The 23879-nt window shown below is 67.3% G+C and carries 21 protein-coding genes and 1 pseudogene; 8 read left to right on the top strand and 14 right to left on the bottom strand.

What is annotated here, in order from left to right; genetic code table 11:
• Positions 1 to 22 precede the first annotated feature (22 nt).
• Both ACTPOE_RS09085 and ACTPOE_RS09090 read right to left on the bottom strand, forming a co-directional pair.
• Positions 23 to 241 (bottom strand): histidine phosphatase family protein, encoded by a 219-nt coding sequence (locus ACTPOE_RS09085; protein ID WP_458871885.1) that lies wholly within the window; start codon positions 239 to 241, stop codon positions 23 to 25.
• A gap of 308 nt (positions 242 to 549) precedes the next feature.
• Positions 550 to 753, bottom strand: a pseudogene (locus tag ACTPOE_RS09090) (nicotinate-nucleotide--dimethylbenzimidazole phosphoribosyltransferase); the annotation flags it as partial.
• A 352-nt stretch (positions 754 to 1105) separates the two neighbouring features.
• Here ACTPOE_RS09090 and ACTPOE_RS09095 point away from each other — a divergent pair.
• Entirely contained in the window at positions 1106 to 3016 is a 1911-nt protein-coding gene (locus ACTPOE_RS09095) for a TonB-dependent receptor plug domain-containing protein (RefSeq protein ID WP_458871886.1), read from the top strand.
• Between the two features lie 2 nt (positions 3017 to 3018).
• A complete protein-coding gene (locus tag ACTPOE_RS09100; protein WP_458871887.1) occupies positions 3019 to 3975 on the top strand; it encodes a cobalamin-binding protein in 957 nt (318 codons plus the stop codon).
• A gap of 286 nt (positions 3976 to 4261) precedes the next feature.
• Here the strand turns inward: ACTPOE_RS09100 and ACTPOE_RS09105 are convergent, their stop codons facing one another.
• From ACTPOE_RS09105 to ACTPOE_RS09130, 6 genes are all read right to left on the bottom strand, one after another.
• Positions 4262 to 4513 (bottom strand): Abi family protein, encoded by a 252-nt coding sequence (locus tag ACTPOE_RS09105; protein WP_458871888.1) that lies wholly within the window; start codon positions 4511 to 4513, stop codon positions 4262 to 4264.
• 37 nt (positions 4514 to 4550) lie between these two features.
• On the bottom strand, positions 4551 to 5798 hold the full coding sequence (locus ACTPOE_RS09110) for a hypothetical protein (RefSeq protein WP_458871889.1): 1248 nt from the start codon (positions 5796 to 5798) through the stop codon (positions 4551 to 4553).
• 337 nt (positions 5799 to 6135) lie between these two features.
• Positions 6136 to 7569, bottom strand: coding sequence for a DUF6844 domain-containing protein (locus tag ACTPOE_RS09115; protein WP_458871890.1), 1434 nt, complete (start codon positions 7567 to 7569; stop codon positions 6136 to 6138).
• Between the two features lie 11 nt (positions 7570 to 7580).
• On the bottom strand, positions 7581 to 8201 hold the full coding sequence (locus ACTPOE_RS09120) for a penicillin-binding protein activator LpoB (RefSeq protein ID WP_458871891.1): 621 nt from the start codon (positions 8199 to 8201) through the stop codon (positions 7581 to 7583).
• Positions 8202 to 8217: 16 nt separating this feature from the next.
• The gene (locus ACTPOE_RS09125; RefSeq protein ID WP_458871892.1) at positions 8218 to 8658 is read right to left on the bottom strand and encodes a putative periplasmic lipoprotein; all 441 of its coding nucleotides are present in this window, start codon (positions 8656 to 8658) and stop codon (positions 8218 to 8220) included.
• Position 8659: 1 nt separating this feature from the next.
• Positions 8660 to 10195, bottom strand: coding sequence for a COG3014 family protein (locus ACTPOE_RS09130; protein ID WP_458871893.1), 1536 nt, complete (start codon positions 10193 to 10195; stop codon positions 8660 to 8662).
• Positions 10196 to 10378: 183 nt separating this feature from the next.
• Here ACTPOE_RS09130 and ACTPOE_RS09135 point away from each other — a divergent pair, with 183 nt between their 5' ends.
• The 3 genes from ACTPOE_RS09135 to ACTPOE_RS09145 all read left to right on the top strand — a co-directional run bounded on the left by ACTPOE_RS09135 (position 10379) and on the right by ACTPOE_RS09145 (position 12821).
• Positions 10379 to 11182, top strand: coding sequence for a thiazole synthase (locus ACTPOE_RS09135; protein ID WP_458871894.1), 804 nt, complete (start codon positions 10379 to 10381; stop codon positions 11180 to 11182).
• Positions 11183 to 11243: 61 nt separating this feature from the next.
• On the top strand, positions 11244 to 12068 hold the full coding sequence (gene thiD / locus ACTPOE_RS09140) for a bifunctional hydroxymethylpyrimidine kinase/phosphomethylpyrimidine kinase (RefSeq protein ID WP_458871895.1): 825 nt from the start codon (positions 11244 to 11246) through the stop codon (positions 12066 to 12068).
• A gap of 72 nt (positions 12069 to 12140) precedes the next feature.
• Positions 12141 to 12821, top strand: a complete 681-nt coding sequence (locus ACTPOE_RS09145; protein WP_458871896.1) for a protein-L-isoaspartate O-methyltransferase family protein — start codon at positions 12141 to 12143, stop codon at positions 12819 to 12821.
• Between the two features lie 67 nt (positions 12822 to 12888).
• On the opposite strand, the gene rfaE2 is transcribed toward ACTPOE_RS09145, so the two are convergent.
• The 5 genes from rfaE2 to ubiE form a co-directional block, all read right to left on the bottom strand.
• Positions 12889 to 13377 carry a D-glycero-beta-D-manno-heptose 1-phosphate adenylyltransferase gene (rfaE2, locus tag ACTPOE_RS09150; RefSeq protein ID WP_458871897.1) on the bottom strand — a complete coding sequence of 163 codons (489 nt, stop codon included), beginning with the start codon at positions 13375 to 13377 and terminating at the stop codon, positions 12889 to 12891.
• Positions 13377 to 14945 (bottom strand): ubiquinone biosynthesis regulatory protein kinase UbiB, encoded by a 1569-nt coding sequence (gene ubiB, locus ACTPOE_RS09155; RefSeq protein WP_458871898.1) that lies wholly within the window; start codon positions 14943 to 14945, stop codon positions 13377 to 13379. The genes rfaE2 and ubiB overlap by 1 nt, the downstream gene beginning before the upstream one ends.
• Positions 14939 to 15565: a ubiquinone biosynthesis accessory factor UbiJ gene (locus ACTPOE_RS09160; RefSeq protein ID WP_458871899.1), complete on the bottom strand. Its 627-nt coding sequence runs from the start codon at positions 15563 to 15565 to the stop codon at positions 14939 to 14941. The genes ubiB and ACTPOE_RS09160 overlap by 7 nt, the downstream gene beginning before the upstream one ends.
• Positions 15566 to 15751: 186 nt before the next feature.
• Positions 15752 to 16720, bottom strand: a complete 969-nt coding sequence (locus tag ACTPOE_RS09165) for a Tim44 domain-containing protein (RefSeq protein WP_458871900.1) — start codon at positions 16718 to 16720, stop codon at positions 15752 to 15754.
• Between the two features lie 190 nt (positions 16721 to 16910).
• On the bottom strand, positions 16911 to 17675 hold the full coding sequence (gene ubiE, locus ACTPOE_RS09170) for a bifunctional demethylmenaquinone methyltransferase/2-methoxy-6-polyprenyl-1,4-benzoquinol methylase UbiE (protein WP_458871901.1): 765 nt from the start codon (positions 17673 to 17675) through the stop codon (positions 16911 to 16913).
• A gap of 408 nt (positions 17676 to 18083) precedes the next feature.
• On the opposite strand from ubiE, the gene phoB reads away from it, so the two are divergent.
• Entirely contained in the window at positions 18084 to 18779 is a 696-nt protein-coding gene (phoB, locus tag ACTPOE_RS09175; protein WP_458871902.1) for a phosphate regulon transcriptional regulator PhoB, read from the top strand.
• A complete protein-coding gene (gene phoR, locus ACTPOE_RS09180; protein WP_458871903.1) occupies positions 18776 to 20116 on the top strand; it encodes a phosphate regulon sensor histidine kinase PhoR in 1341 nt (446 codons plus the stop codon). The genes phoB and phoR overlap by 4 nt, the downstream gene beginning before the upstream one ends.
• 19 nt (positions 20117 to 20135) lie before the next feature.
• Here the strand turns inward: phoR and ilvA are convergent, their stop codons facing one another.
• On the bottom strand, positions 20136 to 21644 hold the full coding sequence (ilvA, locus tag ACTPOE_RS09185) for a threonine ammonia-lyase, biosynthetic (protein WP_458871905.1): 1509 nt from the start codon (positions 21642 to 21644) through the stop codon (positions 20136 to 20138).
• A gap of 275 nt (positions 21645 to 21919) precedes the next feature.
• Between ilvA and ACTPOE_RS09190 the strand changes: the two genes are divergently transcribed.
• Positions 21920 to 23869, top strand: a complete 1950-nt coding sequence (locus ACTPOE_RS09190) for a sensor domain-containing diguanylate cyclase (protein ID WP_458871906.1) — start codon at positions 21920 to 21922, stop codon at positions 23867 to 23869.
• Positions 23870 to 23879: the final 10 nt, after the last annotated feature.

Raw genomic sequence — 23879 nt, forward strand, 5'->3', positions numbered from 1 at the left:
GGGGCGATCGGCACCTGAAACTTTATAGCTTAAGCATCACGATCGCGCCGCCGCCCGGCGCATGGTGCGCGGAACCCGCTGCCCAGGCATCGACCGCCGCGCGGCCGATGGCGTCCCAGGACCGCCCTTCCCAGGTGCCGAAGTCCATTTCACGACAATCCTCATCCGTCTCGACGGCCAGACCCAGGCGGCCGGACAGGGCATGGGCCAGCACGGCGCAGCGCAGGGCCGGACTGCTCAACAAGCGCCCATATCCGCGCCACGGCTGGCCTGGCTGGCGGCCCGCGTCCCAGTCCGCCAGCCGGGCGGCCAATTCAGGCGCCCGTGCGGGCACATCCAGCCGACCGTAGCAATGGCCGACCGGCCGTCAGCGCCCAGCCGATCCCGACCACGGACAGCGGCCCCGCCACCGCCATGACCAGGGCGGGCAGCAGACCGCCGCGATCATGAATTCCTCGTCCCGGATCCGGCGCCCCAGCGGCTTGGCCTTCCCCTCTGCCCGCGCGTAGCGCATGCGCCAGATCAGCAACGTCGGCCCCAGTCGCAAGGCCGGGCGGCCACCAGCAGCGCGGACGTGGCGATGAAGCCATCGATCAGCAGGATCCGGCGGCGGGACGCCGCGCCCAGCATGGCGCCCATCATCATGGCGATTTCCAGGCCCCCGACAGCCGCCAACACGTCCAGCGGGGCGCGCGCCCCGGCATGCAGCCACGCAGCCCGCTCGATCACCTCGGCCTTGCGCGCCAGGCCGGCGGCGGCACGCCTGTGGATCGCGTCCTGTCCGCCGAGTGGCGGCGGACCGCGAGCCCGGCAAGGTCATCACTCTTGTCCCGGAAGACCGCGTGCTATATTTCGAAACGAAACAGGTATGCGCCGCGCCACCCGCGCAGGCGCATTCAAACGGGAAACAGACGGCTCGTCCGCGAGCCCTGCTGTGCTGCCCCCGCAACGGTGCGCATGCCCCCATGCCAGCCCGATACCGGCCTGCTTCGACACCTGATCCCGCCCAGCGCGGCCATCGGCATCCCCCTCCAGCGGCGGATCCAGGCCCTCGGGCGTTTTTCGATACCGGCGTGCGGGGACGCGCGCCACACAGGGCCTCGTCATGTCTGCTTCCTTCCCGCGCCGCCTCGCTGCCGCCTGCTGTCTGCTTCCCCTGGCCTCCACGGCCCAAACCACCGCCCCCGACGCCGCCGTGCCGACGCTGCGGGACATCGTCGTCACCGCCAGCCGCAGCCCCGAGCCCCTGGCCGACGCGGTGGGCGACGTCACCGTCATCGGCCAGGATCAACTGGCCGATGCGCGCGGCGACAGCATCGCCGAGATCATCGGGCGCGCGCCGGGCGTGCAGTTCGTGACCTATGGCGGCCCGCAAACGCAAACCGGTCTGTTCCTGCGCGGGACGAACTCCACCCACGCACTGATCCTGATCGATGGCATGCGGATCAATGGCGCCACCAGCGGCGGCACGGCATTTCCAGCCATCGACCCCGCCGTGATCGAACGGGTCGAAATCCTGCGCGGATCAGCCAGCAGCCTGTATGGATCGGACGCCATCGGTGGCGTAGTCAACATCATTACGAAAAAAGGCGAGCAGGATCAGCCCCTGTCCGCCTGGGCAAATGTCGGCTACGGCACCTACGAAACTGCCAAATCCAGTCTGGGCCTGTCAGGCGCCGGCGATGGCTGGGACTACAGTTTTTCGTCCAGCGCGGCCACCAGCAAGGGATTCGACGCGCTCCGGCGCCACAAGGCCAACAACAGCGTCATCGCGGGCCATTACCCGGACAAGGACAGCTATCGCAGCCACTCTGTCTCCGGCACGCTGGGCTACCGCTGGGCCGAGGGCCACCGCATCGGACTGACCGCCTACAACGGATACCTGAACGGCGACTATGACAATGAATTCACGCGCTATCCGGATACCTACGCCATCTACCGCCAACAAGCCTACAGCCTGAGCAGCACCGACAGGATCGCGGATTGGTGGGAAAGCGACCTACGCTTCGGTTTCACCAAGGACAGCAACGATAATCGCAGCGACACGTCCAGCGTGTTCACTACGCTCAAGCGCCATTACAGCTGGACCAATACCTTCAAGCCGCACGCCGATCACCGGATTTCCGTCCTGTTGGAACGTCAGGAAGAACGCGTCCAGAGCACGACGACCCAATATGATCGAGACGCACGCAACACCAACGCGGCGGCATTGATCTACAAAGGCCGCATTGACCGCCTGCACGCACAGGCCAGTGTACGCAACGACAATATCTCAGGCTACGGCAACCAGACGACGGGGAGTCTGGGCCTGGATTTCGACCTGGCGGACACCTGGCAGATCGGGATCGCAGGCAACACGGGCTTTCATGCGCCGACTTTCAACGACCTGTACTGGCCCCTCGAAATCTCGGCATGGGGCTCCTATGGCGGAAATCCCGACCTGAAGCCTGAAAAATCCAGGAACGTCGAGGCTCACCTTCAATACCGCTCAGAACACAGCCACGTCAGAATGACGGTCTTCACGAACAGAATCCGCAATCTGATCGCCACCAACACAGTGGAGACTGCCCCCTGGTTCTACGAAACGACTATCCAGAACGTCAACCAGGCCACCATCCGCGGCCTGACCCTGGCCGGCGCGCACGACTTCGGCGACACGACCCTGCGCGCCAGCGCCGATTTTCTGGATCCGCGCAACGACGACCCCAGGCCGGGGGAAGGCACGCAACTCAGCCGCCGCGCCCGCCAGGTGTTTCACGCCAGCGTCGAGCACCGCATCCAGGCCTGGACCCTGGGCGCGGAATACCAGTACACCGGGAACCGCTATGACGATCTTGCCAACAAGACCCGCCTGGGCGGCTATTCCCTGGTCAACCTGACCGCCGCCTACGACTTCAGCAAATCGCTGGGCGTGCAGGTGCGCTGGAACAACGTGCTGGACAAGGACTACGTGCTGGTGGACGGCTACAACACGCCGGGCTCCAATGTGTTCGTGAACCTGTCCTGGCGGATGTAGGCATGAAACGGCGAGCGGCGGATGGCTTCGGCGGGATGCGGCAATGCCTGCCACGCTTGGCCGCCGCCGTCTGCCTTGGCCTGTGCGCCGCCTGGACGGGCATCACCGGCGCGGCCGGCGGCGCGCAGGCGGACGCCGACGCGGCACACACCGCGGCCGACCGCGAGGCCGCCGCGCCGGCCCGGCCCCGCACCCCGCCGCGCATCATCACCCTGGCGCCCAGCGTCACGGAACTGGTCTACGCCGCCGGCGCCGGCAACGACATCGTCGGCACCGTCCTGCGCAGCGATTACCCGCCCGAGGCGCGCGCCATCCCGCGCATCGGCGACGGCATCCAGTTCAGCGAGGAAACCATCCTGACCCTGCGCCCGACCCTGGTGGTCGGCTGGCAGCCTTCCGATGGCACGCGCTCCCTGGCGCGGCGTCTGGCTCCGCTGGGCGTGCCCTTGATCTATGCCGACCCGAAATCGCTGGACGACATCCCGGCCCTGATTCGCGACCTGGGCGAACACCTGGACACCCGGGCCGCCGCCGACGCCGCCGCGCACGGCCTGGAGCGCCGCATCCAGGCCCTGCGGCCGGCGCCGCCCCCGCCGCAGACCGTCTTCATCGAAATCAGCGCCGATCCGCTGTACACGCTGGGCCGGGATCCCTTGATCAACGACCTGCTGGCACGCTGCGGCGGCGTCAATCCCTACGCCGCGCATGCGATTCCCGCGCCACAGATCAGCGTGGAATCGGTGCTGCACCTGAATCCCCAGGTCCTGATCCTGTCTCCCTACGGCCGCGAAACCCTGGCCAGCCGGCGGGCCTGGTGGGCGCAGCACGGCCTGACGGCCGCCCACGCGGGCCGCATCTATGCCATCGACCCCGACCAGTTGCACCGGCCGGGCCCGCGCCTGGTGGACGCGGCCGAGGCGATCTGCGCGGATTTGAGGGACAGCCGCGCACGGCCCTGAGGCACTGACACACAGCCCCGCGACACGCGCTGGAATAAAGCGCGCATGCCCTCAGCGACGATCAGGTTTAAAATTCATGCCAATGCGACCGGCGCCTCTGCACACTGTGTACGCGTCGGTTTTCACTTTCCCGCCGCTGGCTGCGGCCATAATGCCCACCGTTCCCACTCGGGAAAAAGGCCGAACTCCGCCAAGGAAAAGACTGGGGGAAACTCGTTTCCCAGTAGATCCTTGAATCGCTGCGCCCAACTGGAGTTCGGGCAGATCACCCCCAGCAATTGACGCATCAGGCAAAGCAAGGCTCCGTCTCTTCGAAGCGGCTGCCAGACGCAAACGTATCCAGGCGTATCGCCTTGCACTGTGCTTGAGAAGCGGCCCGATCGATGGACCGGAGCGGATACCAATAACCGCTCAAGCGGTAGCAACCAAGGCGTTCCAGATAATCCAACGCGGCGGCCTGGTCATCCACCACCAAGCCGCGCGCTTGCAATTGTCGCAATTGATCAGAAAAGGAGCGCCAGGGCTTGAGGGGCTTCAATTCGCGGATGCCTCATCGCTCGGGATAGCCAGACCATTCAATTCCCCAGGAACACGTCCGCGCGGTCCGGGGCCTTGGGCTTGGCGGGGGCCGAGCGCGCTTTCTTCGGCGCGGCCTTGCCGGCCGGCTTCTTGTCGGTCTTGCGCACGACGTAGTCCGTGCCCGCCGCGAGCGTGCCCGAGGCCATCTTCAGGAAGGCGAACTTGGGCTTGACCTCGGCCACCGTGCCCAGGCCGACTTCGGTTTCCATCGAACCCAGGGACTCACCGCTCTGGGGATCGGTCAGTTCCTCGCCCACCTGGAAGACGGCGTAGGTCTCGCCCGTCGAGACGCCGCCCTCGCCCCGGTTGATGATGGCGGTGTCCCCCACGACCTTGATAACCTGGATCGGGTAGATGGCCGCGACCATGCGGTCGATCAGCCGGTCGGCCGCGCCGCTGACCAGCTTGCCCAGGGAGGCGCCGCCGACGCTGGTGGCGCCGGGATAGGTGCCACCGAATTTCTGCGACCCGGACCATTTGATCTTGCGGGACGCGAACTCGATCACCTGCAATTGCAGCGTGCCGCTGGCCGAGCTCTTGACCAGGACCTCGCCGGTCATGGCGATCGTTTCACGCTGATTGTTGCTGACCCCCAGGCTTTGCAACTGGGCCACGATCAGGTAGTCCGCGCCGCTCGCCTGCGAAAGGCGGGCCATTTCCACATTCGCCGCGTCGCCGCCCAGGATGAATTCCTTTTCGTCCTGGAACAGTGCGTCGTTTTCACGATTGAGCACGTCGAAACGCCGGGAACCCACCAGCGATTCGCCCACCGTCTGGATCAGCAGAGAACGGTACTGCTTGCTGTTGCTGACCACCACGGCGCTGCGGCGGTTGCTGTCGGCGCCAAGCCGCTCGAACTTGGCGTAGCGCAGGGTGACGGTGGCTTCCCAGCCATTGCCCGGCGCCTCGGACACATGGTTGACGTCATACCCTAGAATGGGCGCATTCTGCGGGGTATTGAGGACCTGCCGGATGTTCTTGTTCAGGGTGCTCAGCACCGCCGAGTGCTCCTCGTTGTCGACCGACGCATCGACAGCCATCCCCTGCACCATCGACTGCGACGACAGCCGCACGCCGAAGGCTTGGCTGGCCGCATTGACCAGCGCCGACTGGATGGCCTCGTCGCGGCTCAGGCCATTGCCATCGGCGGTGACAGTGGCCTCGGCGACCTGCGCGGCCGCGGTGGGCGGCAGGCCCAGGCCGATCGCCAGGGCCAAAGCCAGAAACGAAAGAAAGGCTTTCATGAAAGATCCTGTGTCATTCAGACCCGGTACGGGAGGCCCCCGGACGGTACGGCCGGCTTCGACGCGGCGCGTGCCCGGGGGTTCCTGACCATTATGTCTAGTGTCCTGTCTGGCTAATTCCGATCCTTACCTTCGGCGCCTGGGCTCGCCATGCTGCGTTGCTTGTCCACCTCACCGCTTGCAAGCGGTTCGGATTCGTCAGGCACGGAGCAGTCCGCAGGGACTGCTCCGTGTCCAGACTCATCCTCGCGATAGCACCGGCTATCGCTGCGGGTTGCGCCTTGCCTGACAAGCCCATGCATCCGAATTCAAGTGACCAAACTCACCAGACAGGACACTAGAAGTCGCTCTTGCTGTTGATCACCTTCGATGTGCGCGACCGGTCGCTGGCCGCGCTCCGGGCGCCGGACGGCTGCGCGTCGGTCTTGCCGCGCGCCTGGGCGTCGATGGCATTGGCATTGTCGAGCTGATCGTAGGTCCAGCCGACGACCACGCCCACGTGCGTCACACCATTGGCATCCTGGGCATCCCAGCGCTTGAGGATGGAAGTCCCGCGCAATTCGCCCACAGCCTGCGCCCTGCCCGACTTGACGATCGTCTGGGTGGTTTCGCGGATCTGCTCTTTGATCTGCTGAACCTCGCCCGGCTTGCCGTTGTCGATCTGGGTGATCTGCCTGGTCCACTCCTCATCGATGTCGCCCACATTCGCCGTTTCGGATACCTGAATGTTGGTATTCATGAATTCGATGATGTTGGCCTCGGCCAGGGCCTGCGCGATGCTCTGGGCGTTTTGCTGAGCCCGAATGGCGCGCGACGCGCTCCAGCCAGGATCCATGGGCACCGAAGTACGGCCGTAGGCCAGCAGCATAGGCCGCCCCGCCGTGTCATAGGTGTACCGCAGGCCGATCTCGTCCAGATAGCCTTTCTTGTCGGCGGGCAGGAGATCCCGGATGGCCTTGGGCGTGCCTTTGACCAGCGTGGGGCGCTTGCGGGCGATGTCCTTGGCGAACTGCCGGGTATTGTCCGACTGCACGGCGATGACGGAGACCTCCATGGTGGTCTTGCCATTTGCCGAAACCGGGGCGATGCGCGTCTGCACCGGCACCAGGCCTTGCATGTTCTGGTAGGCGGACTTGATGATTTGTTTATTCAGATTGTCCTTGTACAGATTTTTCTTCTGCTCCACCGACATCTTCTGGATTTCATCGGGCGGCACGCCTTCTTCGGCCAACGCACTGTCGAGTTTCTTGTCGATCAGCACCAGGGCCTTGTCGAACAAAGCCTCCAGACGTCCGCCCCCATCGGCGAAAGCGTTCTGGATTTCCACAGGATCAAAGGCGTCCTTATTGCTCGACAGATCATCAAACACACTACGAATGGTTTTTGTCTTCAGACGGCCATAGTTCTGCATAACGTAGGAGGCCTGCATGTCGAACATCGCTCGTTCATAGGCCAGCGCCAACTGGGTGCCGTAATGCGGGTCGGCCGCGCTATCACTGGAAATCGTCGCCCGGCCGTCATAGAAAACACGCCCATCGACACTGGCTCCGATACTCTGCTGAAAGCGCTTTTCAAATTCCGCGACCCAGTCATCGTGACTTTGGGAGTTGGCCGGCATAGCCTCGGCCGGCGTGGCGGCCTCGACCAAGGCTTCGGAGGCCTGCGCCACCGGCACGGCCTGGGCCACCTGCGCATCGGCGGCCTGTTGCGCATGCGCGCCGCTCGCGGCCAGCAAGGCGACGGCGACCACGATGGGGGTGAGTTTCCACATGATGCTCGCCTTTACCACGCAAAATTCTGATTGGACCCCAGCTTCTCGATGGGGATGAAGGACTGGAAGATTTCCAGCCCGGTGTCGCGTTCCACGACGCGGAAATCGAATTCGTATTCCATCTGCTGCTGTTTCTGCGCGCCATCGACCACGGTGCGCTGGCGGATTCCGCCCAGCATCTCCAGATCGGGCGCGACCACCGTGCCATTGCGGGCGACGGTCTTCTGGTTGAACATCTTCGATTTGCTCAGCTGGCGGGAATCCTGGACGAACTGGGTGCGCTCGGCGCCCGTCGCCCCGGTGAAGATGAACTGCCCGGTCTTGGTCATGGCGATCTTCATGCGCGAAGTCATGCTGGCCGTGTCGATGCGGAAGGTCGTATCGTTGACGACCTCGCCCATCTGCACCACCCAGCGACCGCCGCCCGGCTTCCTGGCGTACGGCGACTCCAGGAATTCCTGCACCGCCTTCTTGGCGGCATACTCGAAATCCGTGCTTTGCAGGCCGAAGGACACCAGGCCCGGCTTGCCGGTGCGGCTGAGCTCGGCGTTGGGGTTGCTGGATACGACCGCCATGTTCTGACAGCCGGTCAATGCCAGGGCCACCGTCGCGGCGAAAGCGATTTTCTTCATGGAATCTCCGTGGGAATCAGTTCGAGACATAAATACGCAGGAAAGCATGGGTGGCATGAGGATCCATCGCGGTCGACTGGATGAGCTGCTGCCGCTGCGGATCCAGCGCCAGGCCATCGACGGCCTGGGTGCCGTTGGCGATGCGGCGGCCGCAATCGTCCGTCCACTGGACGGTGTAGCGGACCCGCAGGATCGTGCCGAAGGGATTGGGCTCCCGGGCGTTACGCACGGAAAACTGCACCGACCGCATGCCGTTGGGCAGGGTGATCAGCGCCACGTCCTCGACCACGGCGCCCTTGCCGCTGGCCTCGTCCTGGACGCGCAGGGCCGACCGGGGCGCCACCGTGGTGTCGCAGGTGACGATCCGCGGCGCCCCGGTCTGCGCCGATGCGGTCGCCGACGCCATGGCCAGGCTCAGCGGCAGGAGAGGGATGCACAGCCATTGCCGGATGTTCATGTCAGCCCGCCTTCGTGGACGTGGCGGGCGGCGCGCCCGAAACGGCGGAGTCGCCGGCCGCCGGGGAGGCCGCCGGGCCCAAAGCCTCGACCGGCGCATCGGCGGGCAGCGCCTGGACGTAGACGGCGGGCTTGCCCAAGGTGCCGGACGCCTTGACCAGGACCAGGGTATTCGTGTCTTCCCGCAGCGGGACTTCTGCGATCGGCTGGCCAAGGGACCCGGCCAGCGCCAGAACGCCGCTCTTGGGACGATCGACCACCACCATCTGGATGGTGTTGGGCAGGTTCGCCCAGGCCCGCACGTCGGCCTTGGTCAGGGCGTACTGCGCCGCGCCGGTACCCAGTTTCAACAGGGCGCCCACCAGCGGATCGGGCTTCTGCTGATCGATCTGATGGTTGATCACGGCCTGAGCGGTGGTCTTGATGACGGTGGAGATCACCGCCTTGGCGACGATGCCCTTGTAGGCGGCGTCGAATTCCAGGGCCGCCAGTTCGTTCACGTCGGTCAGGACGGCGGTTTCCTGCCGAGTCTTGCCCGAGCCGACCTTCAGCCCCCCGAAAGCGGGCTGCCCCGGCTGGAACTGCGGCAGGGCGATGCCGGCATACGTGACCTTGCCCGTGACGATGAACAGCGGCAGGTCAATGCGAAATTCCCTCAGGCCCGGTCCCACGCCGTCCTCATACAGGATGACGGCCTTGTTCTTGAGCTCCCCCTTGCCGCGTCTAATTTCGCGGCCCAGATAGGCAATCACGGCATCGCCTCCGCGCGTCGCGCTGGCCGCGCCGGCGCGCTTGAGCATGTCACGCGACAGGTTCGAGCGCTTGTCGGACTCGGCCGACGAGGTGGCCCGGAACACGGCGCTCATCACATCGCCGGCGGCCATCCGGATCTTGGACTGTGCCAGACCGCCGGGCAGATCCTTGACCCCGTCGGCGATCTTCGGACCGACTTCGCCCAGACTCTGCTTCGCGCTCTCGCTTTTCTCGTCGGCGAGGCCCTCCTTGACCGACTTGTTCACCGTCGAAGCGAAGGCCTTCAACTGCGTGACCGAATTATCCTGACGCACCTGCAGGCGGTTGAAATCGACCCGCGCATCGGCCTCGTTGCCCAGCATCAGATGATTGATGGCCTGGTAATAATCGATCAGGGATCCCTGGTGGATCTTGCCCTGGTAGGCGCCGAAGGCGTCGCTGGTCAGGGTCGTGCCCAGCAGGTTGGCGACTTCCGCGGGGGTATCGACCGTGTCTTCCTTCCAGTTGAGCTTGCGGGCGGCCGCGTCGAAGGCGTCGCGGCTGAACGCCCACAGGCCGGCGTCGTTGAAGGCCTTGCCGGCCTCCAGCGCGTCGAGCAGGCTTTCGGGATCGTATTTGGGTTGCCCCTTGTCATCCAGGTACAGAGCCGCGTAGGCCCGGTAATCGGAGCCGGCCAGCAAGGCCGAGGCATCCTGCTGCCCGACCGTGCGCGTACCCGCGCAACCCGCCAGGATCATTGCACACAGGCACAGCAGAACCCGCCGCATCCAGAGCGTAAGGATCATCGAGTTTCCCTCCCATGGGATATGTTTTCTTACGTTTGATGCAGTTTATACGATAAAAGCATATTTATTTACATTGGCTTTCATGACGACGGGTTTTACAAAACGGGGGCCTTCAAATGGATTATCCTTGTACGGAACCGCCACCTCCGGCGACCGTTTCGCACCCCGTTCGTCCACGCTTACATGACCACCCCAGACACCCTCACCATCGCCGGCCGCGCCTTCCATTCCCGCCTGCTGGTCGGCACCGGCAAATACCGCGATTTCGAACAGACCCGCGAAGCCATCGAGGCCAGCGGCGCCGAAATCGTCACCGTCGCCATCCGCCGCACCAACATCGGCCAGAACCCGGGCGAACCCAACCTGCTGGATTTCCTGTCCCCGGACCGCTACACCATCCTGCCGAACACCGCCGGCTGCTACACCGCCGACGACGCCGTGCGCACGCTGCGCCTGGCGCGCGAACTGCTGGACGGCCACAACTTGGTCAAGCTCGAAGTCCTGGGCGATTCCGGCAACCTGTTCCCCAACATGCCGGAGACCCTGGCCGCCGCGCGCACGCTGGTGGCCGACGGCTTCCAGGTCATGGTGTACTGCAGCGACGATCCGATCCAATGCCGCATGCTGGAAGACATCGGCGTGGCGGCGGTGATGCCGCTGGCCTCGCTGATCGGTTCCGGCATGGGCATCGTCAACCCCTGGAACCTGCGCCTGATCATCGACCAGACCCGCGTTCCGGTGCTGGTGGACGCCGGCGTGGGCACGGCGTCGGACGCCGCCATCGCCATGGAACTGGGCTGCGACGCGATCCTGATGAACACCGCCATCGCCGGCGCGCGCGACCCGATCCGCATGGCACGCGCCATGCGCCTGGGCGTGGAAGCCGGGCGCGAGGCCTACCTGGCCGGCCGCATCAAACGCAAGTACTACGACGCCGACCCCAGTTCGCCCGTCGAAGGCCTGCTGCCCTCGACCCGGGCAGCCTGATCCCCTCCCGCGCCTGCCGGGGCGCGCAAGCCCCGGCGCCCCTATCCGCACGGAGCCTGCGATGATCCCCAATATCCTGTCGATTGCCGGTGTGGACCCCTCTGGCGGGGCCGGCGTCCTGGCCGACGTCAAGACCATGAGCGCCCTGGGCGCCTACGGCATGGCCGTGATCGCCGCACTGACCGCGCAGAATACGCGGGCGGTCACCGGCATTTCTCCCGTGCCGCCGGAATTCGTCGCCGCCCAGATCGACACGCTGTTCGCCGACGTGCGCGTGGACGCCGTGAAGATCGGCATGCTGGGCCAGGCCGGCGTCACCCGCGTCGTGGCCGACCGCCTGGAACATTGGAAGCCGGCGCATCTGGTGCTGGACCCGGTGATGGTGGCCAAGAGCGGCGACCACCTGCTGGAACGCCAGGCGGTGGACGCCCTGCGCGAAGGCCTGATCCCCCTGGCCACCGTCATCACCCCCAACCTGCCGGAAGCCGGCGTGCTGCTGGGGCAAAGCCCCGCCGACAACCTGAAGGACATGCGCCGCGTCGCCGAGCGCCTGCGCCGGCTGCTGGCCGACGACGGCGAGCGCTGGGTCTTCCTGAAGGGTGGCCACTTGCCCGGCGACGACACCATCGACCTGCTGCACGACGGCGACCGGCTGATCGAACTGCCGGGCCGGCGCATCGACACGCCCAACACCCACGGCACCGGCTGCACGCTGTCGGCGGCGATGGCCGCCCTGCTGCCGCGCGCTCCGGACGTGCCCGAGGCCGCCCGGCACGCCAAGGCCTGGCTGGAGCGCGCGATTGCAACCTCGGGCCAGCTCCAGGTCGGCTCCGGCCACGGGCCGGTGCATCATTTCCACGCCCTGTGGCCCGCCACCCGGCCCTGATCCCGCGCAAGTCCGCGCACTGGACGGCTGGCCTATAATCGGACTCGAATCAACCTCAGGTATCCCCACGACATGAACGTCAACGACATCACCGACGCCGATCGTGCCCGCTTCAACATGGTCGAACAGCAGATCCGCCCCTGGAACGTCCAGGACGAACGAGTGCTGCAGGCTGTCTTCGACATGCCCCGCGAACGCTTCGTTCCGCCGCAGCTGCGCGCCCTGGCCTTCACGGACACGGAACTGCCGCTGGTGATCGACGGCGTCGACACCCGCGAAACCATGCTGTCCCCAAAGGTCGAGGCCAAGCTGGCCGAGGAACTGCGGCTCCAGCCCACCGACTGCGTACTGGAAATCGGCACGGGCTCGGGCTACCAGGCCGCCCTGCTGTCGCGTCTGTGCCAGCAGGTCACCAGCATCGAACTCGAAAGCCGCCTGTCGGCCTTCGCCCAGGCCAACCTCGCGCGCAGCCAGGTCGCCAACGTCGCCCTGGAAACGGGCGACGCGCACGCCGGCTGGGGCACGGCCGAATTCGACGCCATCCTGATCACCGGCTCCGTCCCCTCGGTGCCCGACGCGCTGAAATACCAGCTGGCCGTGGGCGGCCGCCTGGTGGCCATCGTCGGCCACAGCCCGATCATGACGGTGTGCCGCGTCACGCGCACCAGCGCCGCGAACTTCGACACCGCGTACCTGTTCGACACCTACGTGAAGCCCTTGCGCGGCACGGCGCGGTCGCGGTTCAAGTTCTGAAAGGCCCCTTCCGGCACCCTCCTTCTCCAGCCCCGATCGGCCCCGCCCTGAAGGGCGAGGCACGCGCTCAGGCCCGGATTTTCTTCAACAGCGCCGTGGTCGAGCGCTGGTGCTCGAACGGAATGGCCACGGCCCGCCCGCCCCAGCCGCGCACCACGGCGGTTTCCGGCAGCGCGTCCATGTCGTAGTCGCCGCCTTTGACGATCACGTCGGGCCGCAGGGCCTGGATGAGTTCCAGCGGCGTGTCCTCGGGAAACAGCACCACCCCATCCACGCAAGCCAGCGCGGCCAACAGGGCCGCCCGATCAGCCTGACCGTTCAGGGGCCGGTCGCCGCCCTTGCCCAGGCGGCGCACGGAATCGTCCGTGTTCACCCCCACGATCAGCGAGGCCCCCAATCGGGCGGCCTGATCCAGGTAGGTGACATGCCCACGATGCAGGATGTCGAACACGCCGTTGGTGAAGACCAGCGGACGCGGGAAACGACCGTTGCGCACGGCCCGCTCGCAGGCCGCGCGATCGAGGATCTTGGATTCGAAGCGGGCGGGCGCCGTCATCAGAAACCGCCCCCGCCACGCGTCAGCGCCCAGATCGCCACGCCCAGGCCGGCCGCCAGAATGCCGCACAGCACGGCCAGCAAGGCGTTGGAACGGTCCTGGGCGCGACGCAGCCGTTCGAGCTCGGCCCGCATCGCCGGCCCCGGATCGGGGTGGTTCAGGCGGGTGTAGACCAGGCGGGGGATCTGCGGCAGGATCTGCGCCCACTGGCTGGCCTCCTGGTCCAGGCGCTGGCGCAGGCCGCGCAGGCCGACGCGCTGGTGCATCCATTTTTCCAGGAAGGGTTTGGCCGTCTGCCACAGGTCCAGTTTCGGATCCAGTTCGCGTCCCATGCCCTCGACGTTCAGCAAGGTCTTCTGCAGCAGCACCAGCTGGGGCTGGATCTCGACGTTGAAGCGCCGCGAGGTCTGGAACAGGCGCAGCAGCACCTGGCCCAGGGAGATTTCCGCCAGCGGCCGGTCGAAATAGGGTTCGCAGACGGCGCGCACGGCGCCTTCGAGTTCCTCTTCACGGGTGGTGGGCGGCACCCACCCGGACTCGATGTGCAACTGGGCGACCCGGCGGTAGTCGCGCCGGAAGAAGGCGAGGAAATTCTGCGCCAGATAGTTCTTGTCGAATTCGGACAGCGAGCCGACGATGCCGAAATCCAGGGCGATGTAGCGCCCCAGGGTGTCCGGGTCGTCGGACACGTAGATATTGCCCGGATGCATGTCGGCGTGGAAGAAGCCGTCCGTGAACACCTGCATGAAGAAGATCTCGACCCCCTGGCGCGCCAGCAGCGGGATGTCCACGCCCAGCGCGCGCAGGCGTTCGACCTGGCTGACCGGCACACCGCGCATGCGTTCCATGGTGAAGACCTGGCTGGCGCAGTATTCCCAGACGACCTCGGGCACCCGCAGCAGATGGGCGCGGCCGGTATCGGGGCCGAAATTGCGCCGCAGCTGGCTGCAGTTCGCAGCCTCGCGAATCAGGTCCAGCTCGTCGTGCAGGTACTTGTCGAATTCGGACACGACCTCGCGAGGCTTCAGGCGCCGCCCATCGGGCGCCAGCCGCTCGACCAGTCCGGCCAGCGCGCGCAGCAGCGTCAGGTCGCGCTCGATGGCCTCGCGCATCCCCGGGCGCAGGACCTTGACGGCGACCTCGCGGCCGTCGTGCAGCTCGGCGAAGTGCACCTGGGCGATGGACGCCGAGGCCACGGGATCGCGCTCGAACCGGGCGAACAGGTTCTGAGGCATATCGCCCAGGGATTCGCGGATGATGTCGGCCGCCCGATCGGACGGGAACGGCGGCACGCGGTCCTGGAGCCGGGCCAGTTCGTCGGCGATGTCCTGGGGCACCAGGTCGCGGCGCGTGGACAGGACCTGGCCGAACTTGACATAGATCGGCCCCAGGGTTTCCAGGGCCAGCCGCAGGCGTTCGCCGCGCGGACGGCGCGGCCGGCGGCCCAGGCAGACGATCTTCAGCAGCGCATGCGCCCAGGGATGCTGGATGCCGGACAGGACCAGCTCGTCGAGCCGGTAGCGCAGGCCGATCCACAGGATGTAGGCCAGGCGCAGGAACGTCAGCATGCCCCGCCCTCCAGCCGGCGCAAGCGGACGTCGAGGCGATCCAGCCGGGATTCGAGCGCCTGACGGTCCGACGCCCAGGCCCGGAAGTCCGCCCCCCGGACGCTCAGTCCGGATTCTTCGCCCAGGTATTCAGCCAGATTGTCCTGGGCCCGCCGCGCGGCCTGCCGCAGGCCGCCGGCCAGTTCGCGCGCTCCCCGGGTCAGGCGCACCGCCGCCACGTCGCCCACGACGCGCGACAGATCGTCTTCCACGTCCCAGCGCAGGCCGCGCGACAGATCGGACACCAGGTGGGCCAGGCCGGCGTCTCCCTGAATGCGTGCCAGGCCCGTCACCCCGGCCAGACCCTCGTCGCGCCAGGCGCCGGGCAGGTCGCGGCGGCGTTCAGGCGGGATGGACAGCACCACGTCGGGCACCACGGCCCGGTCGCAGGCCCGCAGCGCGCCGTCGGAAGCGATTGTGCATTGCAGCGTCCAGGGCTCGCCCGCCGTCAGGCGCAGTGACTTGCCAGCCTGGGCCACGAGCCGTTCGCGCGCCCAGGGCTCGCGGCGCAACAGCGCGTTCAGCCCCCGGAGCAGGACATCGGAGGGGGCGGGGAAGGGAAAGGGAAGAGGCATGATCATGGACGACGGGGCCGGGCGCGCCGGGTCGGGCGCAGGCCCCAAGTTTACCGGTTTTGCACGCGGCGCACGCGAACCGGGGAGACGCGTCCGAGCCTCCTCCGCGGTCCTTTCGCACAGGCCGGAATGCAAGCGGCCGCCCTCCCCTCGTCCGGGGGCGGGCGGCCGAAACCGGGCCGGCGCTGCGGATCAGCGCGCGTTGGTCTGCTGGATGCCGGCGAGCAGCCAGCCAGCGCCATCGGCCTTGTACAGGTTCCAGACTTCTTCGAAGTGGAAAGCCTCGGACCCGGCCGATTCGCGCAGCATGCCGGAATAGCGCACGCTGGCCAGATGGCCGCCGGCCACGGCCTCGATCCCCAGCAGTTCGGCATTCAGCAGCACGACGTCGGTGCGGTTGCCTTCCTCGGGGCTGGGCAGGCGGGGGGAGATCTCCGCCAGCAGGTCGTCGGTCAGGAATTCACGCAAGCTGTCGCGGTTGCCCGCGTCCCACAGGGACTGCACACGAGCGAACTGCTGCTTGGCCTGGTCCAGGAAGGCCGGCACGTCGAAACCGGCCGGGATGAACCAGGACGGGTCCTGCGCCTGGACGGACGGCGCGGCCTCGATCACCGGTGCGCCGGACGTCGCCGGCCCGGACGCCGGACGGTTGGGCATGTCGAGGCCCCGGTCCCGGGGCGCCGACTGCCGGTAGCTGTTGCCCGGCGCGGCGCCGGCGGCGGCCAGCGGCCGCTGGGCCCCGCGCAGGCGACGCACCAGGAACATGACGGCGAAGACCACCAGGCCGATCAGCAGGGCGCTGGAGAGGAATTCCAGGAAAGCGCCGGACAGCCCCAGGCTGGACAGCAGGGCGGCGATGCCCAGGCCGGCGGCGATGCCGGCGATGGGGCCTAGCCAGCGGGACATGCCCGACTTGGCGGCGGCGCCCGCGGCAGCCGTGCCAGCCGCCGCGCCGGCCGCTGGCGTGGCGGCGCGCTGAGTGGTCTGGGCGGCGGGCGGCGTCACCGCCTGGCGCTGCTTGACAACATTGGTGGACTGACGGCCGAAGCTCATGCCGCCGCCCAGGCGGCGGGCGTGCGCGTCCTGGGTCACGGCCAGCAGGGTCAGGGCCGCCATCAACAGCACGGAGGCGGCAGCCCGGCGGGGTAGACGAAGGTTCATGAAGTCTCCTGGGGTGACAGGGCTGGAATGGATGCCAGCAACCTGACAAAAAGCTGAATGAACGTGAAAGTTACCACAGATCGGGCCGAACCGCGGCGCGGAAACATCCTCTTGCAACAGAATGGCCAAAGGCCGCCCGGAGGCGGCCTTGTGGAGTGCGAGGAAACCGCGCCGGACGGCCGGACGCGGATCAACCGAGCCGGATGCCTTCGTGCAGGGCGACTACGCCAGCCGTCATGTTGAAGTACTGCACCCGATCCAGCCCGGCCTCGCGCATCATGGCGGCCAGGGTCTCCTGGTCCGGATGCATGCGGATGGATTCCGCCAGGTAGCGGTAGCTGGCCTCGTCGCCGGCCACCAACTGGCCCATTTTCGGCAGGACGTTGAAGGAATACCAGTCGTATGCGGGCGCCAGGGCCGGCGCCACGCGGGAGAATTCCAGCACGAGCAGCTTGCCGCCCGGTTTCAGCACACGACTCATTTCCGCCAGGGCACGGTCCTTGTGCGTCATGTTGCGCAGGCCGAACGCCACCGACACCCGGTCGAAATACCGGTTCGGGAACGGCAGGCATTCGGCGTCGCACACCGCCACCGGAGCGACCACGCCGCGATCCAGCAGGCGGTCGCGGCCCACGCGCAGCATGGAATCGTTGATGTCGGTCAGCCAGACTTCACCTTCGGGGCCGGCGCGGCGGGCGAAGGCGCGCGCCAGGTCGCCGGTGCCCCCGGCGATGTCCAGCACGCGCATGCCCGGCCGCACCTGCGCGCGGCCGATGGTGAAGGCCTTCCAGACGCGATGCAGCCCGGCCGACATCAGGTCGTTCATCAGGTCGTAGCGCGAGGCCACTGAATGGAAGACCTCGGCCACGCGACGGGCCTTCTCCGATTCCCGGACGGTCTCGAAACCGAAATGTGTCTGCGGCCCCTGGCCGGCGTCTGGTGCGGGTGTGCTCATGATCCGCGTATCGTACCAGTAAAGGCCCCCACGCCGCGCAGGCTGCGCCCGCTTGCTGCCCCCCAAGGGGGCGCTTCTTGCCTTGGGACGGCCCGGCGGCAAGAAAGGCCCCCACGCCGCGCAGGCTGCGCCCGCTTGCTGCCCCCCAAGGGGGCGCTTCTTGCCTTGGGACGGCCCGGCGGCAAGAAAGGCCCCCACGCCGCGCAGGCTGCGCCCGCTTGCTGCCCTCCAAGGGGGCGCTTCTTGCCTTGGGACGGCCCGGCGGCAAGAAAGGCGTATCAAAACGCCATATATGACAGCGTCACATCAATGAAATAATGCGACCGTATGATGACGTCCGTGCCGGAACGCGATCCCTGCGTCCGGAACGGCGCGGTCCGCACCGGGCCGTCTCGCGAGACTTTTCCCATGCCCGCCACCATCCTGATCATCGAAGACGAACCCGCCATTCAGGAACTGCTGTCCATCAACCTGCGGCATGCCGGCTACAGCGTGCGCAGCGCGCCGGACGCGCGACAAGCCCGGGAGCAGATCCAGCAGATCCTGCCCGACCTGATCCTGCTGGACTGGATGCTGCCCGACCAGCCCGGCATCCGCCTGGCCCGCCAGTTGCGCGGCGACGCCCGCACCCGCGACATCCCGCTGATCATGCTGACCGCCCGAGGCGCCGAACAGGACAAGGTGGACGGGCTGGAAGCCGGGGCCGACGACTACATCACCAAGCCCTTCTCACCGCGCGAACTGCTGGCGCGCATCAAATCCCTGCTGCGCCGCCGCGCGCCGCAGCTCACTCCCGATCCGATCGAGGCCGGCGGGCTGCGGCTGGAGCCGGACTCCCGGCGCGTGTCGGGCAACGGCCAGCCGCTGCCGATGGGTCCCACGGAATTCCGCCTGCTACACTTCCTCATGACGCATGCGGAGCGCGTGTACAGCCGAAGCCAGCTGCTGGACCAAGTCTGGGGCGACCACGTCTTCGTCGAAGAACGCACGGTGGACGTCCATATCCGCCGCCTGCGCAAGGCCCTGTCGCCCGCCGGCCTGGAAAGCGCCATCCAGACCTCGCGCGGGGCGGGCTACCGTTTCAGCATCACACACCCGCAATGAGCAAGACTCTCGTTTCCATCGCGCTCTGGGCGCTGGGCGGCTGGCTGCTGGGCGCCTGGCTGGGGGCCGCCACCGGCTGGGCCTTCTTCGCCCTGGGCCTGCTGCTGATGATCCTCGTCAGCGGCCTGCAGCTGTCGCGCATCGCCCGCTGGGTGCGCGCGATCGACGAGCCGCCGCCGCCCTCGGTCGGCCCGTGGGACGAGATCCTGGCGCCCATCTACCGCAAGCTGAAGCAGAACCGCCTGGACCTGCAGGACCGCGCGCGCAGCTTCCATCGCGCCCTGCTGGCCGCCGAGGCCCTGCCCGACGGCGCCCTGACACTGGACCACGGAAAATCCCTGCAATGGTGCAACCAGACCGCGGCCAGCCACCTGGGGCTGGACCTGGAACGGGATCGCGGACACAGCATCCTCAACATCGTGCGCGCGCCGGAATTCGCCCGCTACGCCAGCCAGGAAACCTGGGATCGCCCTCTGGTCCTGCACCTGGGGCACGGCAGCCAGGCCCGCACCCTGTCGCTGCACCTGGCCCCCTACGGGGTCGGCCAGTTCCTGATGGTCACGCGCGACATCACCCAGATCGAGCGGCTGGAGAATACCCGCAAGGACTTCGTCGCCAACGTGTCCCACGAACTGCGCACGCCCCTGACCGTGCTGTCGGGTTTCATCGAGACCCTGCAGGACCTGCCGGGCGACGCCCTGACCGACGAGCAGCGCCGCCACTACCTGGACCTGATGGCGCAGCAGGCCCGCAACATGCAGGCCCTGGTGTCCGACCTGCTGACCCTGTCCTCGCTGGAATCGACTCCGAACCGGGATGGCGGCCCCGTCGCCGTCACTGCCCTGGCGCGCACCGCCCTGGCCCAGGCCCAGGCCTTGTCCGGGGGACGACACACCTTCGACGTCCGGCTGGACGAAGCCCTGCGCATCCGCGGCCAGGATACCGAGCTGGCCTCCGCGATCGGCAACCTGCTGACCAACGCCGTGCGCTACACCCCGGCGGGCGGCGCCATCACGGTCCTGTGGGAATCGACCCCGGACGGAGGCGCCGCCTACCGGGTCCAGGATACCGGCATCGGCATCGACCCGGCCGACATCCCACGCCTGACGGAACGCTTCTTCCGGGTCGACCGGGGCCGTTCGCGCGCCACCGGCGGCACCGGCCTGGGCCTGGCCATCGCCAAGCACGTCGCCCTGCGCCACGAGGCCGTGCTCGACATCCGGAGCACGCCGGGCAAAGGCAGCCTCTTCAGCCTCCTGTTCCCGGCGGCACGCGTCTGTCCACCAGCCAACGCCCCGGCATCGGCCCAACCGCCCTCGTCCGCCCGGGCCGCCTGACCCCGAACGGCCCGCCTCCTTACAGGAACAGGCGGTAGGCCGGGTTCTCGGTTTCGTTCCAGCACGGATAACCCAGCGTGGACAGGAATTCCTTGAAGGCCTTCTTGTCGGCGGGCGGCACCTGGATGCCAACCAGGATGCGCCCGTAGTCGTCGCCCTGGTTGCGGTAATGGAACAGGCTGATGTTCCAGTCCGGATTCATGGCCCCCAGGAACTTCACCAGGGCACCGGGCCGCTCGGGGAATTCGAAGCGGTACAGGACCTCGTTCTCGGCCAGGCCCGAACGCCCCCCCACCATGTAGCGCAGGTGGGTCTTGGCCATTTCGTTGCCGGTCAGGTCCAGGGTGGGGAAGTCCAGCTTGCGGAAATGCGCCGCCAGCTTTTCGATTTCGGGTTCCGAGCGGATCTGCAGGCCCACGTAGACATGCGCCTGCTCGGCATCCGAAATCCGGTAGTTGAATTCGGTCACGGCCCGCTGGCCCACGGCTTCGCACAGCCGCAGGAAGCTGCCGCGCTTTTCCGGCAGGGTGATGGCGAACAGGGCCTCGCGCGCCTCGCCGACGTCGGCGCGTTCGGCCACGAAGCGCAAGCGATCGAAGTTCATGTTCGCGCCGCAAGTGATGGCCACCAGGGTCTTGCCCTTCCACTTGTTCTGGGCGGCATAGCGCTTGGCTCCGGCGAGCGCCAGCGCGCCGGCGGGTTCCAGCACGCTGCGCGTGTCCTGGAACACATCCTTGATCCCCGCGCAGACGGCGTCGGTATCGACGGTGACGAAGTCGTCCACGTATTCGCGCACCAGGCGAAAGGTCTCCTGGCCCACCTGCTTGACCGCCGTCCCGTCGGAGAACAGCCCCACGTCGGCGAGCCGGACCCTGCGCCCGGCCTGCACGCTGCGCACCATGGCGTCCGAGTCCACGGTCTGCACACCGATGATCTTGATTTCCGGGCGCAGTTGCTTGATGTAGGCCGCCACCCCCGAAATCAGGCCGCCGCCGCCGATGGCGACGAAGATCGCATCGATGGGGCCGGGGTGCTGGCGCAGGATCTCCATGCCCACGGTGCCCTGGCCGGCGATCACATCCGGATCGTCGAAGGGGTGCACGAACGTCAGACCGTCACGGGCCTGCAGCTCGGCGGCGTGCTCGGCCGCGTCGGTGAAACTGTCGCCGAACAGCACGACTTCGCCGCCCAGGGCACGCACGGCGTCGATCTTGACCTGGGGTGTGGTCACCGGCATGACGATCACCGCCCGGCATTTCAGGCGGCTGGCCGACAGCGCGACCCCCTGGGCATGATTGCCGGCCGATGCGGCGATGACGCCGCGCCGCAGTTCATCCTCGCTCAGGTGAGCCATCTTGTTGTAGGCCCCGCGCAACTTGAAGCTGAACACGGGCTGGGTGTCCTCGCGCTTGAGCAGCACGGTGTTGCCGATCCGCTTGGAAATCCGGGGCGCCAGGTCCAATGAAGTCTCGTGGGCGACGTCATAGACTTTGGACGTCAGGATGCGTTTCAGATAATCGACGGACATGGCGCGGGCGGCAATTGGACACGGAATCAAAAAGAATATCATAGGGATGAGACCGGACACAGGATGGTCCCTGCGGACCATCCTGCGCCTGCCGAATCCGAGCGGCCCGCAGGCTGCGAGGTGGAGAGATGTCCCGGCTCGAGATATCCGGAGCCTGGCGAAGCCACAGAGTGCGCAAGCTCGACAAACCGGGTGGCGCGCCGTAAAGTTCTGTCACTCATGACAGGCGGATTTCAGGCGCGGACCGCGCCGGACACAGACGGGAGACCTCTTCGATGATACTGTCCGCCAAGCCGGGCAGCCCCCGCAAGCCTCCGGTTTCCGACAAGACCGGATTCCGGCTGCCCAGCCTGTCGCTCCTGCAACTGCTGATCCTCCTGGCCGGCATCGCCGCCATCGTCCTGATCTGGCTCACCACCTTGCAGCGCACCACCTTCGAACGCGCCCAGGCCGTGGCCTCCGCCATGCGCTCCAACGCCAACCTGGCGATCGCCCTGGAGCAGCAAGTGGCCCGCACCCTGAAGGAAGCCGAGCAGATCGCCGCCTTCGCCCGCCAGGAATACCTGCACAATGGCCCCGGCCTGGACCTGACGCGCTGGGCCGAGCAGCGCATCATCAGGGACAAGGCTTTCACCATCCTCAGCATTGTCGACGAGACCGGCGCCATCGTCACCAGCACCCAAGGCCCCAGCCGCGTCAACTACGCCGACCGCGACTTCTTCACGCGGCAGCGCGACAGCCGGGAAGACACGCTCTACCTGGACCGTCCCGTCCTGGGACGGATCTCGGGCCAGTGGCGCATCCCCATGTCCCTGCGCATCCGGAAGCCGGACGGCGGCTTCGGCGGCGTGGTCGTCCTGTCGGTGGATCCCGCCAACCTCGCCACGCTCTATGGCGGAATCCGTCCGGGCCCCTCCGACATGCTGGAAATCGCCGGCCTGGACGGCGTCCTGCGCAGTCGCCTGATCGGCGAACGCCCCACATATGGCCTGGATCCCGGCAAGCACCCCTGGAACCTGCGCCAAGCCACCCAGCCGGAAGGCTCGTTCGTGGACGACGGCGACTCCATCGACGGCGTCACCCGCATCATCAGCTACCGCACGATGAGCAGCTACCCGCTGATGATCGCCGTCGGATCGGACTACGCCGAAGTCCTGCGCCCCGCCCAGCAGCGCCGCACGACCTATCTGCTCCTCGCGGGCGGCGCGACGGCTGCCCTGCTCGCGCTCGCCGCCCTGTTCCTCTTCGTGTCGCTGCGCCAGCGCGCGGCCACGGAGGCCCTGGAGGCCAACGAGACCCTGTTCCGGGCCACCTTCCACCAGGCGGCCATGGGCATCGCCCGCGTCGCGCCCGACGGCCGCTTCCTGGAAGTCAACGAGAAATTCTGCCGCATGCTGGGCTACGACGCATCCGAACTGCTGGAACGGACCCTGTTCGACCTGGTCGCTCCGGACGATCGGGACAACGCCCGCGTCTTCCTGAAAGGCCGGCTGACGGCGCACTTCCTGGGCCCCCCGCCCGAGGTCGAGAAGCCCTATCGGCGCCGCGACGGCAGCCCGCTCTGGGTCTGCGAAGCCCTCAGCGTCGTGCGCAATGCAGCCGGTCTGCCGGATTTCCTGGTGGCCGTCGTGCAGGACATCACGGCCCGCAAGAACCTGGAGACCCGCCTGTCGCACGACGCCCTGCACGACTCGCTGACCGGCCTGCCCAACCGCGTCATGTTCCAGGACCGTTGCGCCCGCGCCCTGGAGGCGGCGAGCCGCCACAACGGCCTGGCGGCGGTGCTGTACCTGGATCTGGACGGCTTCAAGAAGGTCAACGACAGCTACGGCCACGCGATGGGCGACATCCTGCTGCAGCAGGTGGCCCGCCGCCTGGAGCATTGCGTCCGCGCCGGCTCCGAGGACACCGTGTCCCGCTTCGGCGGCGACGAATTCGGCATCGTCCTGTCGGGCCTGGACAGCCTCGAAGGCTGCGAGCGGGTCGCCCGCACGATCCTGGACGCCCTGGCCCGGCCCTTCGACCTGGCCGACGATATCCGGGTACGGATCTCGGCCAGCATCGGCGCGGCGATCCATCCCCGGCACGGCCAGGACCCCGATGCCCTGGTGGCCCACGCCGACGCCGCGATGTACGCGGCCAAGCATTCCGGCAAGAACCGGTTCCGCTGGGAACCCCTGCCCAACGCGCCCGCGGACCAGGACGCCACGATGGCCCGGTCGTAGCCGGTCCGGC

It is taken from the genome of Castellaniella sp. WN, from assembly GCF_054457555.1.

What these genes read in the sequence shown, in the direction of transcription:
- ACTPOE_RS09125 (WP_458871892.1), bottom strand. Translation starts at nt 8,658, where the DNA reads ATGAACATCCGGCAATGGCTGTGCATCCCTCTCCTGCCGCTGAGCCTG.
- ACTPOE_RS09135 (WP_458871894.1), top strand. Translation starts at nt 10,379, where the DNA reads ATGACCACCCCAGACACCCTCACCATCGCCGGCCGCGCCTTCCATTCC.
- phoB (WP_458871902.1), top strand. Translation starts at nt 18,084, where the DNA reads ATGCCCGCCACCATCCTGATCATCGAAGACGAACCCGCCATTCAGGAA.
- ACTPOE_RS09120 (WP_458871891.1), bottom strand. Translation starts at nt 8,201, where the DNA reads ATGAAGAAAATCGCTTTCGCCGCGACGGTGGCCCTGGCATTGACCGGC.
- ACTPOE_RS09160 (WP_458871899.1), bottom strand. Translation starts at nt 15,565, where the DNA reads ATGATCATGCCTCTTCCCTTTCCCTTCCCCGCCCCCTCCGATGTCCTG.
- ubiE (WP_458871901.1), bottom strand. Translation starts at nt 17,675, where the DNA reads ATGAGCACACCCGCACCAGACGCCGGCCAGGGGCCGCAGACACATTTC.
- ilvA (WP_458871905.1), bottom strand. Translation starts at nt 21,644, where the DNA reads ATGTCCGTCGATTATCTGAAACGCATCCTGACGTCCAAAGTCTATGAC.
- ACTPOE_RS09100 (WP_458871887.1), top strand. Translation starts at nt 3,019, where the DNA reads ATGAAACGGCGAGCGGCGGATGGCTTCGGCGGGATGCGGCAATGCCTG.
- ACTPOE_RS09095 (WP_458871886.1), top strand. Translation starts at nt 1,106, where the DNA reads ATGTCTGCTTCCTTCCCGCGCCGCCTCGCTGCCGCCTGCTGTCTGCTT.
- ACTPOE_RS09130 (WP_458871893.1), bottom strand. Translation starts at nt 10,195, where the DNA reads ATGATCCTTACGCTCTGGATGCGGCGGGTTCTGCTGTGCCTGTGTGCA.
- ACTPOE_RS09165 (WP_458871900.1), bottom strand. Translation starts at nt 16,720, where the DNA reads ATGAACCTTCGTCTACCCCGCCGGGCTGCCGCCTCCGTGCTGTTGATG.
- ubiB (WP_458871898.1), bottom strand. Translation starts at nt 14,945, where the DNA reads ATGCTGACGTTCCTGCGCCTGGCCTACATCCTGTGGATCGGCCTGCGC.
- thiD (WP_458871895.1), top strand. Translation starts at nt 11,244, where the DNA reads ATGATCCCCAATATCCTGTCGATTGCCGGTGTGGACCCCTCTGGCGGG.
- ACTPOE_RS09190 (WP_458871906.1), top strand. Translation starts at nt 21,920, where the DNA reads ATGATACTGTCCGCCAAGCCGGGCAGCCCCCGCAAGCCTCCGGTTTCC.
- ACTPOE_RS09110 (WP_458871889.1), bottom strand. Translation starts at nt 5,798, where the DNA reads ATGAAAGCCTTTCTTTCGTTTCTGGCTTTGGCCCTGGCGATCGGCCTG.
- ACTPOE_RS09145 (WP_458871896.1), top strand. Translation starts at nt 12,141, where the DNA reads ATGAACGTCAACGACATCACCGACGCCGATCGTGCCCGCTTCAACATG.
- ACTPOE_RS09115 (WP_458871890.1), bottom strand. Translation starts at nt 7,569, where the DNA reads ATGTGGAAACTCACCCCCATCGTGGTCGCCGTCGCCTTGCTGGCCGCG.
- phoR (WP_458871903.1), top strand. Translation starts at nt 18,776, where the DNA reads ATGAGCAAGACTCTCGTTTCCATCGCGCTCTGGGCGCTGGGCGGCTGG.
- rfaE2 (WP_458871897.1), bottom strand. Translation starts at nt 13,377, where the DNA reads ATGACGGCGCCCGCCCGCTTCGAATCCAAGATCCTCGATCGCGCGGCC.